The organism is Leifsonia poae (assembly GCF_050632865.1).
In the GTDB taxonomy this organism is placed as follows: Bacteria; Actinomycetota; Actinomycetes; order Actinomycetales; family Microbacteriaceae; genus Leifsonia; species Leifsonia poae_B.
Genome location: NZ_JBODSA010000004.1, coordinates 123332 through 137209, shown reverse-complemented (window position 1 = coordinate 137209; position 13878 = coordinate 123332). Strand labels below are relative to the sequence as shown.

The following is a 13878-nucleotide window of genomic DNA, read 5'->3' as shown; positions in this document are numbered from 1 at the left end:
GGACAATGAGACGGTCGGAGGAGGACGGTCGATCATGAAGCAGGCGGTCTTCGTCGCGGCGTAACTGGTGCTGATGGGCGCCGTCATCATCACCCTCGACGTCCTCTTCCTGCAGCACCACTTCTGGTGGCGGCTCGCCACGAACATCGCGGTCGCGGCCGTCTTCGCCGCGGTCTATCTGATCTGGCTGAAGAAGGCATTCACCTCCTGACCTGCGCCGGGGTCGCGTTTCGAGCAGGTAAATTCCGGCTGGATCGGGTTGTCGCATCCCGTCGTGACCCCCACACTGGGGCCACCCGGTCCCCGACGTCGTGGATGAAGCTAACCCTCCCGTACCCGGAGGTGCACCATGTCGACCAGTTCTCCCCGTTTCTGGGCTCGCAGCCGCACGAACGCCCGAGTCACCGCCGTCGCTGCGCTGGTACTCGCCGCGTGTCTCGTCGCGGTCTCCTGGTTCGTCTGGTCGACGCCCGAGAACCCGGTGCGGAAGGTGGCGGACTCCGTCATCGCCGCCACGAACCCTCTCGCGGCGCAGAACGCCCAGCTGAAGAAGAAGCTGAGTACGACGACCAGCACGGTCGCCAGCCAGGCCGTCCGGCTGAAGCGCCAGGCCGCAGCCGCCGCCGTCGCTTCGGCGGCGCACGCGAAAGAGCTGGCGTCGGCGCAGCAGCAGCTCGCCGCCGCCCAGCAGGAGATCGCCCACCTCAAGGCGGACGGCGCGGACGCCCCCGGTGGGTCGGCGTCGGGCGGATCCTCGGCCTCCGGCGGCTCCACGCATCCGTCGACGGGCGGCGGCAAGGGGAACACGCAGACCGCCGCCATCACGGCGCCGAGCCGGGACAGCCTGTTGCACCCCGACAAGCGCTACTTCGGGATGTACACCGAGCAGGCCCCGTTCAACTGGGCAACCTTCGATGCCACGTCCAAGAAGATCGGTGTGCAGCCGAACGTCGTCGGCTACTTCAGCGGATGGGACGAGAACTTCCGGGCGAACGCGGTCACGCGCGCCTGGCAGCAGGGGCGCCTCCCGCTCATGACGTGGGAGTCGCGTCCCATCGGAGCCGACAACAACACCAACGTCGCGCCCGAGTACACGCTGCCGAAGATCATCAACGGCGGTTTCGACGCGTACCTGCACCAGTACGCGAAGGACATCGTGGCGACCGGGCTGCCCCTCGCGATCCGCCTCGACCACGAGATGAACGGCACCTGGTATCCGTGGTCGGAGCTCACAGGAGCGAACAAGCCGATCAACGGGAACAACGTGGGCGATTACGTGAGGATGTGGCGGCACGTCCACGACGTCTTCCAGCAGGAGGGCGCGAACAGCCTGGTGATCTGGGTGTGGGCGCCGAATATCATCAACAACATGCGGCCGGCATCGCACGCCACGCAGGAGTTTCTGAACGGCTACTACCCCGGCGACGATTACGTCGACTGGGTGGGACTCTCGGGCTACCTGCGCCCGCCGTGGCGCGCCGGCAACGACTTCACGTCCTCGTACACCTACGACGCCAGCCTCAACCAGTTGCGCGCGCTCACGACCAAACCGATCTTCCTCGCGGAGGTGGGAGCCTCGGAGACCGACGGGCACAAGGCGACCTGGGTGAAGAGCTTCTTCGACGGCTTCGCGGATCCCAAGAACGCGGACATCATCGGCTTCAGCTGGTTCAGCCTGGCGATCACGAGCTACGTCGGGGGAGAGCGCTCGACGAACGACTGGCGCATCGACTCCCGGTCGGACTCCCTGGCGGCGTTCTCGCAGGGCATCTCGCGGCCCGATACGGGGTTCGCGCTGATACCGGCGGACTGAGCGGGTCTCGCACATAGTAACGCTTGCCGTTAATAATGCAACGCGTTACTATCGAGCATGCTCCAATCCTTCGCCGACCGCGACACGGAATCGGTCTGGTTCGGGATCGCGACCAAGCGATTCGGGCCCGACCTCCGCCGGGTCGCGCGGCGGAAGTTGACCATGCTGAACGCGGCCGCCGTCCTGGACGACTGCCGCGCGAAACGACCGAGGAGAGTACCATGACCGACTTCATCACACCGGGAGAGATCCTTCGCGAGGAGTTCATGGCGCCGCTCGGTCTCACCAAGTACGCGCTCGCCAAGGCCATCCACGTCCCCGCCCAGCGGGTGGGCGACATCGTGGCGGGCAAGCGCGCGATCACCCCCGACACCGCACTCCGCCTGTCCCGGCTTTTCGGCACGACGGCGGAATTCTGGCTGAACCTCCAGACGCACTACGACCTCGAGCGGGCGCTCGACGCGCACGGCGCCGAGTTCGACGACATCCAACCACTGGCCGGTTGATCCGTTCGACAACGCCGGAAGGGCCGCACCCTCGCGGGATGCGGCCCTTCCGTGACACCTGACGGGATCAGACCCCGTAGTACAGCTCGTACTATCCGCGGGTGATTGAGTGGTGTTGGTGATGGACGACTCCCGCGAGATTCCGCGGAAGTTGTCGTTGAGTGCGGTAGGTACCCGATGCGCTGGATCGACCCTCGTGCGGACTTGCTGCGGACTCAGCCCGGGGTCAGGGCTGGGGGACGCTGTCGCGCCGGGCTGAGCCACGCACTAGCGACGATACGGCGCCGGCCAATGTGTGCGATAGTCACCCGAGCGCAGCGAGTGCTGTACCGAGCGCTGTCACGAGCAGACCCCACGCGGCCGGCCGCAGGCCGTTCAGCGCAAACGTGGCGACGTGATTCTCGGCAGTCTTGTCCATCGCGCGCCTGGCCGCTTCGATGTCATCCAGCGCCGACTTGACTGCCTCCTCAACCGTCTCCCCTTGGCGCCGGAGTCGGCGGATTTCATCGAGATCGTCTCTCGCGTAACCCACGAGCGTATCGATCTGGTCAGCCACACTGGAGGATGCGTCGACTGCTCGATCGTTGACAGGTCCATCCGGCATCGTGAAGGTCACGTATCCGATCTGGGAGGGACCGTACTGGGTGGGCGCTGGCGCAGGTTCCCGGCGTATGGCACGCCAGAGGCGCATGAGGGTCGCTGACGTCTTGTCCAGTGCCTCTCGCATCCCGGACTCAATCAGTCCGGAATGGTCCTCTGAGTAGAGACGATGCTTCTTGAGAAGGTCCAAGAAGGCGAACGCGAGACCGCCGATCTGCATGAGCGTGCCGATGATCCTCAGCCACACGTGATAGTCGTCCATGCCCGGGAGCATATGCGGGATCGCTAGCCCGCAGGCCACCGGTACCGGCGTATCGCCTGGTCTGCCTCAGTAATCATGTGCGGCCGCAACCATCTCGACAGCCCTGAAGTCGATAGTGTCTCCGCCCTGATCGACGACTTCCGTCACGATCGCCCACACGCGCAGAGCGCCACAATCGCCTGTAGCCGCAAGATGGCGGAGGACCTGCACGTGTGGAGACTCATCCGGCGCCGGTGCGCCCAGGAGCTCCAATGCGTGCTCCTGCAGCAGTCGGCGCCGGCCCTTCCGCTCACGGCTGCGGGCGTTGTAGACCTGTTGCCTCTGACGCCTCTCGGTCCGGCTGAGTTTCGCCATCTCCACCTCGCATGAACCGGTCGATCTCCTCGCGAGAGTACCGCACGCTGCGGCCTATTCGCACGAACGCCGGTCCTCTCCCGAGCACCCGCCAGTTCGCGAGAGTCCCCATAGCGAACCCAATTTCGCTCGCAACTTCTTCCGCGGTCATCCACTCCATGGCAGAGAGACTAGGGTCGCGCGCATGGACCGCGAATACCTCACGCCCGCCGACGTCTGCGAGCTGATCCCCGGCATGACGGTGCGCACGCTTGCGGAGATGCGTGCCCGCCGTCGAGCGGGGGTTCGAGGGGCCAAGGCAGGCCCCGAGTTCTCGGCTCCGTCTCGAACCGTCATCGTCTATTCACAGAGCGACGTGCACGACTATTTGAGGGACATCAAACGCTGATGTAGCCGTGAGCTATGTCGTTCTCGATCTGGTCGCTGACGTTTTGAACGACGAGCAGCAGCTGGTTCATCTGCACCGCATGTCGGACGAAGACGTTCTTGAGCGATCCGAGGCGGTGCTGTGGCGAGGCGACCGGGACGAGGTCATTTCTGCTGTGGCTGCTCGACGGTCGGCCGCCAGGGAGCATTCGGCTTCCGCTCGACGAGGAGACGTTCGAAGAGTTCCGCTTGATCTCTCGCGACGACGCCGGCCGGCCGGTCTTCCAGCTTCTCGGAACGGTGCCGCGCGACCGCCCACGTCGGGAGATTTAGACGGGTAGCCGCCCCACCATAGGGGCGGTTGCGGGTTTCGCTTCACGCACCTTCTTCGGGGCTGTGCAAGGGTGAACGTCTGCTCGTGATCGGGCTACCGTTTCGACGATGGATGACTCATCTGCGACTTGGACGACCGGAGTGTTTCGGGGTCAGTCGGGCGATCGTGAAGAGCTGATCCTCTGCCTGGACACAGGCGTGCCCACGTATGTCCCGGTGATGCTGGATGAGTATTGGTTCGAGCTGTTCGAGTTGCATCACTGGGAGCGTGGCCAGCCGGTGTACTACTCGTGTGGCTTCGAGCCCCGAGGCGCTTGAGTAGCGTGGGGATGCGGTCTTCGTCGTGCCAACGCTTGGCGACAGACTGGTCTTCGAGAGAAAGGGCCACGCCGCATGGGGCTACTCATCTACGACTCCACAGTGATCGAGTTCGACGATCAGGTGTTGGCTCACCTGCAGATTGTCATCGCGACGAAGCTGCGACGTCGTGAGTCGTTCCTGATGTCCTGGCGAAACACCCCGGACTGCGGCGACGGCCGCAGCTCCATCTGGCTGGAACCGTCGATCCCCCTCTTCTTCCGCTTCGATGGCTCTCGGCAACCCACGATTGACCACGAATGGATCGAACGCCTCGCCCACCTCGCGTCGACGACGGCGGGCCTGACCGTGGTCGACCAGGACGGAGAGGAAGCGACTGCCATGGTGGTTATGCCGCCATCGGCGCACACGCACGTTCGGCATAGCTAGTCGGAACCACGACCGCCCAGAACGGGGGATGCAGGCCGGCTGTCGATCGACCTTAGGCTCGCGTCATGGCGAAGAGGGGTGCGACCGGGGGAGACCTGGTGAAGCTGTGGCTGCTCGCCGCGTTCGTGGTCGGCTGCTGCATCTTCACGCTCGCGAACTCGACACCGAAGTGCGGCGTCACCTCCCAGGGGTTGATCGCGGCTGAGTGCGTGGGGACGTCGATGGCGCACGGCCTGGCGCCGTACCTGCCGTGGCTGATCGTGGTGATGGTGGGGCTGGCCGTCCTGGCGACGGTGCGGTTCGCGCTGCGGCGCCGCTGAGCTTCTTCAGCTGCGAGTGCCGGTGATGGCATCGGGGTCGACCGTCAACTCACGGTTGAGCATCACCGAAAGCACGACCCGGCCAGAAGCGAGCTGGGTCAGCGCGTGGCTAACAGGAGCCCACCCCTCCCCATGCTGTGCGATGAAGCCGGCATTGTGGAAAACGACCGGGGAAGTGTAGGTCCCTTCGGCCAAGCTCTCCTCGGTCAGGTCGAAATAGAAAACCATGGTGTCGATCATGACTGCAGCTCCTCGAGTCGTCGTTCAAGCTCATCAATTCTGTCCAGCGCCACCGACAGCCGATCGGCGAGCAGCTGCGTCCGGGCGAGAGCCAGACGGTCATACGCGACGCCCTCGATCTCGCCGGCGCCGTCGTAGGCCAGGAACTCCTGGCCGCCGGCCGCCGCGACGTCCTCAGCGATCACGCCCGGAACTCGTCGAGCGGTCTGCGCTGTCAGGGCGTCGAATTCTGCCTGCTGCCGCTGCGTGAACGGGCGCGGTGCCTGCTGCAATTCCGCGACCCCGTCCACCGCCGGCTTGTCTACCCAGTCCTTCACGCGCACATCGAGCAGCGCATCCGGGACGGCGAGCTCCGCGACGTCGTCCTTGAACCGTGCCGCCGAGCTCACCCGTCGAAGGATCCCGAGCGTGTCAACGTAAACGTTCGCCGCACTCGTGGTCGACGGGATATTGAGGTTGTGGATCTGCCCGTTCACGAAGAGATCAGTCGCGACCGTCAGTTGATCGGACGTGAACACACCAGGAGCACTCAGCAGCAGTGCAGTCGGCGCCGTGAGTGCCCCAACCGCGCCAGAACCGGTCAGCGCCGGGTTCAGGACCATGTTGCCCACGATGATCCGGCCAGTCGTCACCGTGAGGTTGCTCTTCAAGGTCGCTGCCCCAGAGATCTCTGCCGTCCCGAGGACCCGTAGCGCTCCCGAAATGTCGAAGCTGCCCGTCGCGTCAACCGGTCCCTGCACATGAAGCGCGCCGATCTGAGTCGTGTCGCCCTTGAACCGGGTGGTGCCCGTGAGCTCGAACACCCCGGACCACGTGATCGTGCCGTCTCCGTTGATGGAGCCGTGCACGACCAGGCCACCAGACGAATCGACCAGGAGGATAGCGTCCCCACCGATGCGGAGACGGCCGTGGGTGAGCGAGGACGATGCCAGCGGGTTTGCCGCGCCGAGCGTGTGGATTTCCGTCTTCATCCTGCGGAGTTCGTAGTAGACATCGTCGAGATTGTCGATCCCGCCCATCAGCTGCCCTTCTCCGCATCGGCCCCACCGGCCAGACGATTGCGACGGTCATCCAGGGACGCGACTTCCGCCGTGGTCGCCCGAGAGTTGGTCTGGTCGCACGCCGGCGTCAGCTCGTTCGCCGTTCCAACCTCGATCCGAATCCGCGCCCGATCCTCCGGCGTCACCCCAAACTTCTGCAGACGAAGTCGGATCTCCGGCCCGAGCTCGAGGCGACCGCTCCAGAACTCGTGATGCAGTCGAGCGGTGTCCAACAGGAAGTCCCAGTCCGGCTCCGTCATCATCCGCACAGCCTGCGGAGACGTCCTCCACGACTCCCACCAGCGACGCGTAGCCGGATGCCACTTCACACGCTCTCCAGCGGCATTGAGCAGAGTCGCGGGTAGCCGCGGGCCACGCTTCTCCCCATCAGGGAAAACGAGCTTCACCGGCGCCGCGCTCTTGTAACGCCGGCTCCCTGGCTGCGGCGGAAACCCCTTGCCGGCCATCAGATGCTCCTCTCTCGGGCCCTCACGGGCCCATGTGACGAAACCCCCAGAGTGTGCACGCACAGCGAGCAGCAGAACGCGTAGCGGTCTAGAGGGTGGTGGGTGGGGAGGGGGTGGTGTCCCCCCTCAACTGGTGCGAGCGGGTCGACGCCGTGTCTGGGATCATGGTTGGCATGGCATCGGCGTTGTGTGGCTACTGCAAGAACCGCTCTCACATGAGCCAGCGATGGGGCCACGGCGTGAACCTTGGGCCGCTGGAGAACGTTGCTGAGGGTACCTTCACCTGCGATAACTGCGGCCGCGCCAGCATTGCGTTCGTGTCCCTTGGTTCCAACAGCGGCCAGCAGGATGCCAATAGCGTCAACACGCACGTGACGGCTGCGCGGAGCACCGTGACGTGGATTCCCCTCGTGGGGGCGGTCGGCGAGTTCGAGGATGTACCCGAGCCCATTCGCTCGTCGGCGTCCGAGGCCTTTGCGTGTAGCAGCATCGGCGCGAGCCGCGCAGCGATCCTCATGGCGCGTACGGTCATCGAGGCGACCGCCAAGGCCAAGGGCATCACGACCGGCAACCTGGTGGCCAAGATCGATGCTCTGCGTGACGCGAACCTGATTAGACCCGACGTTGCAGATGCTGCGCACGAAGTGCGCCTGATGGGCAATGACATGGCCCACGGCGACCACCTCGACGCGGTCGACGCGACCGAGGCAGACGAGATCCTTGAGCTGATGGCGGACGTACTGGAGGAAGTGTTCCAGGCGCCGGCCAGGCTGGCGGCACGTCGCGCGCGCCGCCAGCAGGCCACTCAGCAGTAGCTGTCGAACCATCGCGGGCTAACCTCGCCGCATCCGGTCGTACGCGCCCGCGCCGAACTGCTGGTCGTATCGCTGGCGATCGACACTCTGCTGCACCTCGGCCGGCGTCCTGTCGTTGACGCCCTGTTCGGTGCCGACCGGGACCTTCGACTGGCCGCCCTTGTTAGAGCTCTTCTTCGTTGCCATTCTTGTTCACCTCCTCATTGGTTGCTTGCTGCCTGCGCTCCGCCTCGGCGCGCTCACGCTCCTGTTGGGCGCCCTCCGCTCGCAGCTGCGCCTCGCGATCCTGTTGCCTCTGCTGTGCAGCAAGATCGGCGCCAGACAGGCGCAGCATGCGCTCGTCCGTGGCATCCTTGAGCCGCTGGCGGTGCTCGCGCGGGCTCACTCTCGTCGGATGCGTCTGCCGCGCCACAAGCGCAGCGTGCTTGGCCTTCGCCTCGGCATCGCGCTGCAGCAGCGCCTCACGGATCTCGTTCGCTGACTCAGCCATGGATCACCGTCGCCTTTCCGCGCCATTCGTCGATGGCTCGCCTGTTGTGCTCTTCGCGACGCTTCTCGCTGAGCTCATCGATCGCCCGCCGATGTGCGGACAGTTCCCCGTTGCTCTTCGGCACCCAGAGTTCGACATCCCGCTCCGCCAGGAACCGCAGCACGTTGCCGGGCCCCTTAAGCTCGGCCTCGCGCCACGCGGGCAGCTCGTGCGGAACGCTTCCGTAGATGGTGGTGCCCCCATCGGTGACATCCAGCTGTAGTCGCAGATAGAAGTGGGGCCACGCCTTCTCGTAGTCACGGACGAGATGCGACAGCGGCCACCGCCACGGATCTCCCTGGTTGACGGCGCTGCGCTCGGTGATCATGTCCGCGAACAGCGCTTCGGTGGTCCGCAGGATCGCACCGAACCGGTGGGACAGAGTTCCGAGCTCCACGAAGGCCGGGATGATCGACGGGTCCTTCATCGCTTCCTCGGGCTGGTACACGCCGCGCAGGGGACCGCGAGCAAGTTGCCTGGCGCGGGAGTAGAGCTCCTGCAGCCGCTCCTCGAGCGCCTCGGCTATAGCCGGCTTGGCCTCCCACACCCAGAAGTTCGAGCGACTTGCGAAGGTGGTGAGCGCCGCGTTCTCCACCTTCGCAGCGATCTCCTGCAGCTCGCGCTCGACGGCAGCGTTTTGGATTCGCTGCGCTTCCTTCACGACGCCGCCGCCGTCCAAAACGCGCTCGGCCGCGATCGCGATCTCCTGGCCGAAAGGCACCGACTCCTGGGCCTTCGTCTTGAACGCGGAGGAGCCCTGGATCCGCTCATACGTAGCCACTAGTTCGCCGTACCCGTCCACGGTGGCTGCGACCTCATGGAACAGCGAATCGGTGTTCAGCTGGGCGAGATCCCCGGAGAACAGTGCCGGCAGCGGCCCCTCGTTCTCGATCGTCGTCATGGGCGTTTTCCTTCCCTGGAGCCAGTGCCTCTGACTTCCAACATTTGGTCGATCGCCTCGAGCGAGACGTCGAGTTCTTCAGCGAGGCGGCTGATTCCGCGCCTCAGGCGCTTCCACTGGCCCTCGTGCTTTCGGGCCATGTCGCGCCACTTCTTCACCTCAGCGCGCAGCTGAGCGTTCTCCTCCACCAGGTCGTCACCGGTCAACTCACTGCCCTCATCCCTTGCCCGGGCTGTGCCGTTGGCCACTCAGTCACCCGTTCGTCAGCTTCATCAGCGCCCATAGAGCCTGTCCTTCCTTCCTGCCTGTCCTGTCCCCGGGACGCGTCCCCCGGGACATCCCCGGGGACATCCCGGAATTGAGGACCGCCAGCTTCCTTAGCCGCCCGCTGCCTCTGCTTCTTCTCGCGCTCCCGACGTCGCGCGTTCTCCAGGACCTCGAGCTCGTCGCGGCTGGTCTGCGTTGCGCGAAAGTCGGTGATCAACCATCCGGACTCGTTCGCCTCCCACAGGCCAGCCGCGACCAGGGCAGCCGGCGCCGTCTTGTCGAAGAACGGCATCAGGGGAATGTCGCCGCGCTTGATCACTCCGTCGGTACGGTTGGCGACCGAGAACAGCAACGCTGTCACCCAGGCGCGGAACACCTTGTCCGACTGAGTGAGCAGCCTCCTGTCGATCAGGAAGCGCTCTGGGATCCGCGCGTCGACCATGCTCAGCCCTCCGGCAGATGGTCGTAGATCCACTCGCAGCTGATGCAGAGCGAGCGCTTCACGCCGTCCCCTCCGCCTTGGGACCGCGGGTCGACGTCGTCCAGGACCTCACCGCACAGTGCTCGCGCTGACGTCCGCTGCAGCCGTGCCTGATCGATTCGGGAGCGCAGGATGTAGTGCAGTTCGTTCGGCTCCTGGTCCGCGTCGTGCTCCTGCTCGAGCGTGCCGCTTTGGGGTATCGTTTGCATTGCTTGGAACTCCTTCGGGGGATCAGATGCCGCCGGCCTCGACACCGGCGGCATCCTCTTTGTTCAGGGCTTCTCGGGCTGCGCTGCGCTGTAGCGACACACGCAAAGCATCGGCGGCGGGCGTCAGCAGTTCGATAGCTTTCGCTGCAGTCACCTCGCCTCGCAGCGGCACGTGGGCGACGAACCGCGTGTACTCGCCGAGCTCGAAGATGAGCCTGGCGTCACCCTTCGCGGCCATCTAGGCGCTCTCCTTCTCGAACTGCGCATCGATCCACGTGTTGACGTCCGCCAGGCGAAACATCCGGCGGCCGCCAATGATCGCTGACTTCGGGGCCGTCTTCTTGTGGATCATCCAGCGCAGCTGCGCCTCCGACTTCCTCAGGCGCTCCGCCGTCTCGGCGAGCGTGAGGAGGGTAATCACCGCTTCCATTCGGACCTCCTTTTCTACTACGGCGAGTTGATCACCGTTGAAGAAAGTACAACACTGCTTGTTGCATGTTGTCAAGTATGGGGGCTAGGTTTGCTTATATGGTGAATGAGCAGCGACAGCGCGGACACGACATCGACGCAACCGGTAGGACCGTGGCGAGCAACCTCGCGCGCATCCGAAAGAGCAAGCAGCTGAGCCTCAAGGACATAGAGACGGCAACTGCGGACCGCGGCCGCCGGCTCAGCTTTTCGGGCCTCAGCAAGATCGAGAACGGCGATCGCCGGGTCGACGTCGACGACCTCATGGTGCTGGCGCAGGTGCTCGACGTCAGCCCGCTGACGCTCATGCTGCCGACCGGTGAACCGGACGACGTGGTCGACGTCTCTGGAGGCAAGGGCAGCGTCGGCCTCTTGTGGGAGTGGGCGCTTACGCAGGAATCGCTCGCCGGCGACAGCGAGCGGAACTTCCAGGCCAGGTCGCTGCCGGGCTGGCTCTATGTGCAGGCCGACTACGAGTCCAAGCAGCCCCGCATCATCGAGCTGCACTACGCCGATCGCCCAGACGGCGACCTCAAGCATCTGTCCACGCACCACCTCATGGGCAATCGTGGCTAGCATCAAGCGCCGCGACAACGGCATGTGGCGGGCCCGCTACCGGGACGCCGCAGGCAAGGAGCACGCGCGCCACTTCAAGTACAAGGACAACCCGCGCGACCCCGAGAACAGCGCGCAACACTGGCTCGACAGCGTCACGACGTCGGTGATGACAGGCACCTATGTCAGCCCGAAGACCGCAAAGATGACCATGGGCGCCTGGTGCGACACGTGGCTGCAGGGCTACGGTACCAACCGGAGCTCGACGGTCAAGAGCGCGCGCACCCACATCGCGAGGATCCGCGCGAAGTTCGGCGATAGCACCATGAGCAGCATCCGCCCATCCGAGGTGAAGAACTGGATGGCCGAGCTCAAGGCCGAAGGTCTCGCCGACTCCACCGTCTACGCCCTCCACAGGCGCCTCTCCCAGCTGTACACAGACGCCGTGCACGACGGCATCGTGCCGCGCTCTCCCGTGAGCCGTAGGACTTCGCCAGGCGCCGCCAAGCAGCGTCCCTACGTGGCCACCACGGCGCAGGTGTGGGCGCTGCAAGACGCGCTCCCTGACCACTTCCGCCCAGTGGTGCTCCTGGGTGCGTTCGCCGGCCTGCGGGTCGCGGAGATCGCCGTGCTGCGCGTCAGCGACGTCGACTTCATGCGCGGCATCATCTCGCCGGCGATCCAGTACCCGGCCGAGCCACTGAAAACGGACATGAGCAAGACGCCGATCCCGATCCCTCACGAGGTCGCGCTCGAGCTCAATCGGATCCCGGCGCAGTGGGGGAGTAGCACGCTCGTCGTCGGCGCCTTCGGTCGCCCGGTCGCCCCGTACACGATCGAGGAAGCCTTCCGCCTGGCGCGCGCCACCGTCGACGGACTGCCGGACGGGTTCCGCATCCACGACCTGCGGCACTACTACGCGTCGCTCCTGATCGCGGCCGGCCTCGACATCAAGACCGTTCAGGCGCGACTCCGGCACGCTTCCGCGACGACCACGCTCGACACGTATGGCCACCTCTGGCCGGACAAAGACGAGTCCGCACGGGCCGCGGTGTCGGTCGCTTTCGCGGACCGTCCTGCAACTCGTGCGGACTCGTTGCGGACTGACGAGGCGTCAGCCCAATGAATCACTGGGATTCAGGTCACACCCCGTAGTACAGCTCGTACTCGAACGGGTGCGGACGCTGCGCGAGGGGCTTGATCTCCTTCTCGCGCTTGTACTCGATCCAGGTCTCGATGAGCTCCGGGGTGAACACGCCGCCCGCGGTGAGGAAGTCGTGGTCGGCCTCGAGCGCGTCGAGTGCTTCGCCGAGCGACGCCGGCACCTGGGGGATGTTCTTCGCCTCCTCCGGCGGGAGCTCGTACAGGTCCTTGTCGACCGGCTCGTGCGGCTCGATGCGGTTCTTGATGCCGTCGAGGCCCGCCATCAGCTGGGCGGCGAACGCGAGGTACGGGTTGCCCGACGCGTCGGGCGCGCGGAACTCGATGCGCTTCGCCTTCGGGTTGGAGCCCGTGATCGGGATGCGGATCGACGCCGACCGGTTGCCGGCCGAGTAGACCAGGTTGACCGGGGCCTCGAAGCCGGGGACCAGGCGGTGGAAGGAGTTCACCGTCGGGTTCGTGAATGCGAGGACAGCCGGGGCGTGCTTGAGCAGGCCGCCGATGTACCAGCGCGCGATGTCGGACAGGCCGCCGTAGCCGGCCTCGTCGTAGAACAGCGGCTTGCCGTCGTTCCACAGCGACTGGTGCGTGTGCATGCCCGAGCCGTTGTCGCCGAACAGCGGCTTCGGCATGAAGGTCGCCGTCTTGCCCCACTCGTTGGCGGTGTTCTTCACGATGTACTTGAACTTGAGGATGTCGTCCGCCGCGTGGACCATCGTGTCGAAGCGGTAGTTGATCTCCGCCTGGCCGCCGGTGCCCACCTCGTGGTGAGCGCGCTCGAGGATGAGGCCGGCGTCGATGAGCTTCAGCGAGATGTCGTCGCGCAGGTCGGCCTGCTTGTCGACCGGGCTGACGGGGAAGTAGCCGCCCTTGTAGGGGGTCTTGTTGGCGAGGTTGCCGCCCTCTTCGACGCGGCCCGAGTTCCAGGCGCCCTCTTCGGAGTCGACGGAGTAGAAGCTCGAGTTCTGCTTCACCTCGTAGCGGACGTCGTCGAAGATGTAGAACTCCGCCTCCGGGGCGAAGTACGCGGTGTCGGCGATGCCGGTCGACGCGAGGTACTTCTCCGCCTTCTTGGCGACCTGACGCGGGTCCTTCGCGTAGATCTCGCCGTTCCGCGGGTTGTAGATGTCGAACACCATGATCAGGGTGCGCTCGGCACGGAACGGGTCGATGTAGGCGGTCGACACATCCGGGATGAGCTGCATGTCGGACTCGTGGATCGACGCGAAGCCGCGGATCGAGGAGCCGTCGAACAGCTGGCCGACGGAGAAGAACTCCTCGTCGACGGTCGAGGCGGGGATGTTGAAGTGCTGCTGCACACCGGGCAGGTCGGTGAAGCGGATATCAAGGAACTTGACGTCGGTGTCCTTGATGAACTTGAGCACCTCGGAAGAATCACGGAACATGCGGACGACTCCCAATGGCTTTGCGGGTGACCGGACTG

Annotated in this window: 24 protein-coding genes; 9 read left to right on the top strand and 15 right to left on the bottom strand. The window is 65.2% G+C overall.

What is annotated here, in order from left to right:
- Positions 1-73: 73 nt before the first annotated feature.
- From ACRAWB_RS18330 to ACRAWB_RS18320, 3 genes are all read left to right on the top strand, one after another.
- On the top strand, positions 74-211 hold the full coding sequence (locus ACRAWB_RS18330; RefSeq protein ID WP_431354665.1) for a hypothetical protein: 138 nt from the start codon (positions 74-76) through the stop codon (positions 209-211).
- Positions 212-349: 138 nt separating this feature from the next.
- A complete protein-coding gene (locus ACRAWB_RS18325) occupies positions 350-1813 on the top strand; it encodes a glycoside hydrolase family 26 protein (RefSeq protein ID WP_431354664.1) in 1464 nt (487 codons plus the stop codon).
- Positions 1814-2034: 221 nt separating this feature from the next.
- Positions 2035-2319, top strand: coding sequence for a HigA family addiction module antitoxin (locus ACRAWB_RS18320; protein ID WP_431354663.1), 285 nt, complete (start codon positions 2035-2037; stop codon positions 2317-2319).
- 304 nt (positions 2320-2623) lie between these two features.
- Here ACRAWB_RS18320 and ACRAWB_RS18315 read toward each other — a convergent pair whose 3' ends face one another.
- The gene (locus tag ACRAWB_RS18315) at positions 2624-3181 is read right to left on the bottom strand and encodes a hypothetical protein (RefSeq protein ID WP_431354662.1); all 558 of its coding nucleotides are present in this window, start codon (positions 3179-3181) and stop codon (positions 2624-2626) included.
- 289 nt (positions 3182-3470) lie between these two features.
- A complete protein-coding gene (locus ACRAWB_RS18310) occupies positions 3471-3686 on the bottom strand; it encodes a helix-turn-helix transcriptional regulator (RefSeq protein WP_431354813.1) in 216 nt (71 codons plus the stop codon).
- A gap of 33 nt (positions 3687-3719) precedes the next feature.
- Here ACRAWB_RS18310 and ACRAWB_RS18305 point away from each other — a divergent pair, with 33 nt between their 5' ends.
- Positions 3720-3923: a hypothetical protein gene (locus ACRAWB_RS18305; RefSeq protein ID WP_431354661.1), complete on the top strand. Its 204-nt coding sequence runs from the start codon at positions 3720-3722 to the stop codon at positions 3921-3923.
- Here the strand turns inward: ACRAWB_RS18305 and ACRAWB_RS18300 are convergent.
- The gene (locus ACRAWB_RS18300; protein WP_431354660.1) at positions 3913-4110 is read right to left on the bottom strand and encodes a hypothetical protein; all 198 of its coding nucleotides are present in this window, start codon (positions 4108-4110) and stop codon (positions 3913-3915) included. The two genes, ACRAWB_RS18305 and ACRAWB_RS18300, sit on opposite strands and share 11 nt — an antisense overlap.
- A gap of 544 nt (positions 4111-4654) precedes the next feature.
- On the opposite strand from ACRAWB_RS18300, the gene ACRAWB_RS18295 reads away from it, so the two are divergent.
- On the top strand, positions 4655-4981 hold the full coding sequence (locus ACRAWB_RS18295; RefSeq protein WP_431354659.1) for an ATP-dependent DNA ligase: 327 nt from the start codon (positions 4655-4657) through the stop codon (positions 4979-4981).
- A 65-nt stretch (positions 4982-5046) separates the two neighbouring features.
- Complete coding sequence (locus ACRAWB_RS18290) at positions 5047-5301, top strand: hypothetical protein (RefSeq protein ID WP_431354658.1); 255 nt, start codon at positions 5047-5049, stop codon at positions 5299-5301.
- Positions 5302-5307: 6 nt separating this feature from the next.
- Here the strand turns inward: ACRAWB_RS18290 and ACRAWB_RS18285 are convergent, their stop codons facing one another.
- From ACRAWB_RS18285 to ACRAWB_RS18275, 3 genes are read right to left on the bottom strand one after another with little or no spacing between them, the layout of a single operon-like run.
- Positions 5308-5541, bottom strand: a complete 234-nt coding sequence (locus ACRAWB_RS18285; protein WP_431354657.1) for a hypothetical protein — start codon at positions 5539-5541, stop codon at positions 5308-5310.
- Positions 5538-6560 carry a hypothetical protein gene (locus ACRAWB_RS18280; protein WP_431354656.1) on the bottom strand — a complete coding sequence of 341 codons (1023 nt, stop codon included), beginning with the start codon at positions 6558-6560 and terminating at the stop codon, positions 5538-5540. The genes ACRAWB_RS18285 and ACRAWB_RS18280 overlap by 4 nt, the downstream gene beginning before the upstream one ends.
- A complete protein-coding gene (locus ACRAWB_RS18275) occupies positions 6560-6844 on the bottom strand; it encodes a hypothetical protein (RefSeq protein ID WP_431354655.1) in 285 nt (94 codons plus the stop codon). Before ACRAWB_RS18275 ends, ACRAWB_RS18280 begins: the two co-directional genes overlap by 1 nt.
- A 377-nt stretch (positions 6845-7221) precedes the next feature.
- Between ACRAWB_RS18275 and ACRAWB_RS18270 the strand changes: the two genes are divergently transcribed.
- On the top strand, positions 7222-7863 hold the full coding sequence (locus ACRAWB_RS18270; protein ID WP_431354654.1) for a DUF4145 domain-containing protein: 642 nt from the start codon (positions 7222-7224) through the stop codon (positions 7861-7863).
- Between the two features lie 18 nt (positions 7864-7881).
- On the opposite strand, the gene ACRAWB_RS18265 is transcribed toward ACRAWB_RS18270, so the two are convergent.
- Genes ACRAWB_RS18265 through ACRAWB_RS18230 form a run of 8 tightly spaced genes read right to left on the bottom strand, consistent with a single transcriptional unit; the run spans position 7882 to position 10680 of the window.
- Positions 7882-8049, bottom strand: a complete 168-nt coding sequence (locus ACRAWB_RS18265; RefSeq protein ID WP_431354653.1) for a hypothetical protein — start codon at positions 8047-8049, stop codon at positions 7882-7884.
- Positions 8027-8353, bottom strand: coding sequence for a hypothetical protein (locus tag ACRAWB_RS18260; protein WP_431354652.1), 327 nt, complete (start codon positions 8351-8353; stop codon positions 8027-8029). Before ACRAWB_RS18260 ends, ACRAWB_RS18265 begins: the two co-directional genes overlap by 23 nt.
- Complete coding sequence (locus ACRAWB_RS18255; RefSeq protein WP_431354651.1) at positions 8346-9293, bottom strand: hypothetical protein; 948 nt, start codon at positions 9291-9293, stop codon at positions 8346-8348. Before ACRAWB_RS18255 ends, ACRAWB_RS18260 begins: the two co-directional genes overlap by 8 nt.
- Positions 9290-9499, bottom strand: coding sequence for a hypothetical protein (locus ACRAWB_RS18250; RefSeq protein WP_431354650.1), 210 nt, complete (start codon positions 9497-9499; stop codon positions 9290-9292). The genes ACRAWB_RS18255 and ACRAWB_RS18250 overlap by 4 nt, the downstream gene beginning before the upstream one ends.
- Positions 9496-10002: a hypothetical protein gene (locus ACRAWB_RS18245; RefSeq protein WP_431354649.1), complete on the bottom strand. Its 507-nt coding sequence runs from the start codon at positions 10000-10002 to the stop codon at positions 9496-9498. Before ACRAWB_RS18245 ends, ACRAWB_RS18250 begins: the two co-directional genes overlap by 4 nt.
- 2 nt (positions 10003-10004) lie before the next feature.
- Positions 10005-10250 (bottom strand): hypothetical protein, encoded by a 246-nt coding sequence (locus ACRAWB_RS18240; RefSeq protein WP_431354648.1) that lies wholly within the window; start codon positions 10248-10250, stop codon positions 10005-10007.
- Positions 10251-10272: 22 nt separating this feature from the next.
- The gene (locus ACRAWB_RS18235) at positions 10273-10488 is read right to left on the bottom strand and encodes a hypothetical protein (RefSeq protein ID WP_431354647.1); all 216 of its coding nucleotides are present in this window, start codon (positions 10486-10488) and stop codon (positions 10273-10275) included.
- Positions 10489-10680, bottom strand: a complete 192-nt coding sequence (locus ACRAWB_RS18230; protein ID WP_431354646.1) for a helix-turn-helix transcriptional regulator — start codon at positions 10678-10680, stop codon at positions 10489-10491.
- Between the two features lie 98 nt (positions 10681-10778).
- On the opposite strand from ACRAWB_RS18230, the gene ACRAWB_RS18225 reads away from it, so the two are divergent.
- Positions 10779-11294 (top strand): helix-turn-helix domain-containing protein, encoded by a 516-nt coding sequence (locus ACRAWB_RS18225; RefSeq protein ID WP_431354645.1) that lies wholly within the window; start codon positions 10779-10781, stop codon positions 11292-11294.
- Positions 11287-12399, top strand: a complete 1113-nt coding sequence (locus ACRAWB_RS18220; protein WP_431354644.1) for a tyrosine-type recombinase/integrase — start codon at positions 11287-11289, stop codon at positions 12397-12399. The genes ACRAWB_RS18225 and ACRAWB_RS18220 overlap by 8 nt, the downstream gene beginning before the upstream one ends.
- 16 nt (positions 12400-12415) lie before the next feature.
- Here the strand turns inward: ACRAWB_RS18220 and glnA are convergent, their stop codons facing one another.
- Entirely contained in the window at positions 12416-13840 is a 1425-nt protein-coding gene (glnA, locus tag ACRAWB_RS18215; protein WP_301215506.1) for a type I glutamate--ammonia ligase, read from the bottom strand.
- Positions 13841-13878 lie beyond the last annotated feature (38 nt).

What these genes read in the sequence shown, in the direction of transcription:
- ACRAWB_RS18230 (WP_431354646.1), bottom strand. Translation starts at nt 10,680, where the DNA reads ATGGAAGCGGTGATTACCCTCCTCACGCTCGCCGAGACGGCGGAGCGC.
- ACRAWB_RS18330 (WP_431354665.1), top strand. Translation starts at nt 74, where the DNA reads ATGGGCGCCGTCATCATCACCCTCGACGTCCTCTTCCTGCAGCACCAC.
- ACRAWB_RS18270 (WP_431354654.1), top strand. Translation starts at nt 7,222, where the DNA reads ATGGCATCGGCGTTGTGTGGCTACTGCAAGAACCGCTCTCACATGAGC.
- ACRAWB_RS18235 (WP_431354647.1), bottom strand. Translation starts at nt 10,488, where the DNA reads ATGGCCGCGAAGGGTGACGCCAGGCTCATCTTCGAGCTCGGCGAGTAC.
- glnA (WP_301215506.1), bottom strand. Translation starts at nt 13,840, where the DNA reads ATGTTCCGTGATTCTTCCGAGGTGCTCAAGTTCATCAAGGACACCGAC.
- ACRAWB_RS18325 (WP_431354664.1), top strand. Translation starts at nt 350, where the DNA reads ATGTCGACCAGTTCTCCCCGTTTCTGGGCTCGCAGCCGCACGAACGCC.
- ACRAWB_RS18305 (WP_431354661.1), top strand. Translation starts at nt 3,720, where the DNA reads ATGGACCGCGAATACCTCACGCCCGCCGACGTCTGCGAGCTGATCCCC.
- ACRAWB_RS18260 (WP_431354652.1), bottom strand. Translation starts at nt 8,353, where the DNA reads ATGGCTGAGTCAGCGAACGAGATCCGTGAGGCGCTGCTGCAGCGCGAT.
- ACRAWB_RS18255 (WP_431354651.1), bottom strand. Translation starts at nt 9,293, where the DNA reads ATGACGACGATCGAGAACGAGGGGCCGCTGCCGGCACTGTTCTCCGGG.
- ACRAWB_RS18320 (WP_431354663.1), top strand. Translation starts at nt 2,035, where the DNA reads ATGACCGACTTCATCACACCGGGAGAGATCCTTCGCGAGGAGTTCATG.
- ACRAWB_RS18280 (WP_431354656.1), bottom strand. Translation starts at nt 6,560, where the DNA reads ATGGGCGGGATCGACAATCTCGACGATGTCTACTACGAACTCCGCAGG.
- ACRAWB_RS18315 (WP_431354662.1), bottom strand. Translation starts at nt 3,181, where the DNA reads ATGGACGACTATCACGTGTGGCTGAGGATCATCGGCACGCTCATGCAG.
- ACRAWB_RS18310 (WP_431354813.1), bottom strand. Translation starts at nt 3,686, where the DNA reads ATGACCGCGGAAGAAGTTGCGAGCGAAATTGGGTTCGCTATGGGGACT.
- ACRAWB_RS18225 (WP_431354645.1), top strand. Translation starts at nt 10,779, where the DNA reads ATGGTGAATGAGCAGCGACAGCGCGGACACGACATCGACGCAACCGGT.
- ACRAWB_RS18240 (WP_431354648.1), bottom strand. Translation starts at nt 10,250, where the DNA reads ATGCAAACGATACCCCAAAGCGGCACGCTCGAGCAGGAGCACGACGCG.
- ACRAWB_RS18285 (WP_431354657.1), bottom strand. Translation starts at nt 5,541, where the DNA reads ATGATCGACACCATGGTTTTCTATTTCGACCTGACCGAGGAGAGCTTG.
- ACRAWB_RS18245 (WP_431354649.1), bottom strand. Translation starts at nt 10,002, where the DNA reads ATGGTCGACGCGCGGATCCCAGAGCGCTTCCTGATCGACAGGAGGCTG.
- ACRAWB_RS18265 (WP_431354653.1), bottom strand. Translation starts at nt 8,049, where the DNA reads ATGGCAACGAAGAAGAGCTCTAACAAGGGCGGCCAGTCGAAGGTCCCG.
- ACRAWB_RS18275 (WP_431354655.1), bottom strand. Translation starts at nt 6,844, where the DNA reads ATGATGACGGAGCCGGACTGGGACTTCCTGTTGGACACCGCTCGACTG.
- ACRAWB_RS18290 (WP_431354658.1), top strand. Translation starts at nt 5,047, where the DNA reads ATGGCGAAGAGGGGTGCGACCGGGGGAGACCTGGTGAAGCTGTGGCTG.
- ACRAWB_RS18300 (WP_431354660.1), bottom strand. Translation starts at nt 4,110, where the DNA reads ATGCTCCCTGGCGGCCGACCGTCGAGCAGCCACAGCAGAAATGACCTC.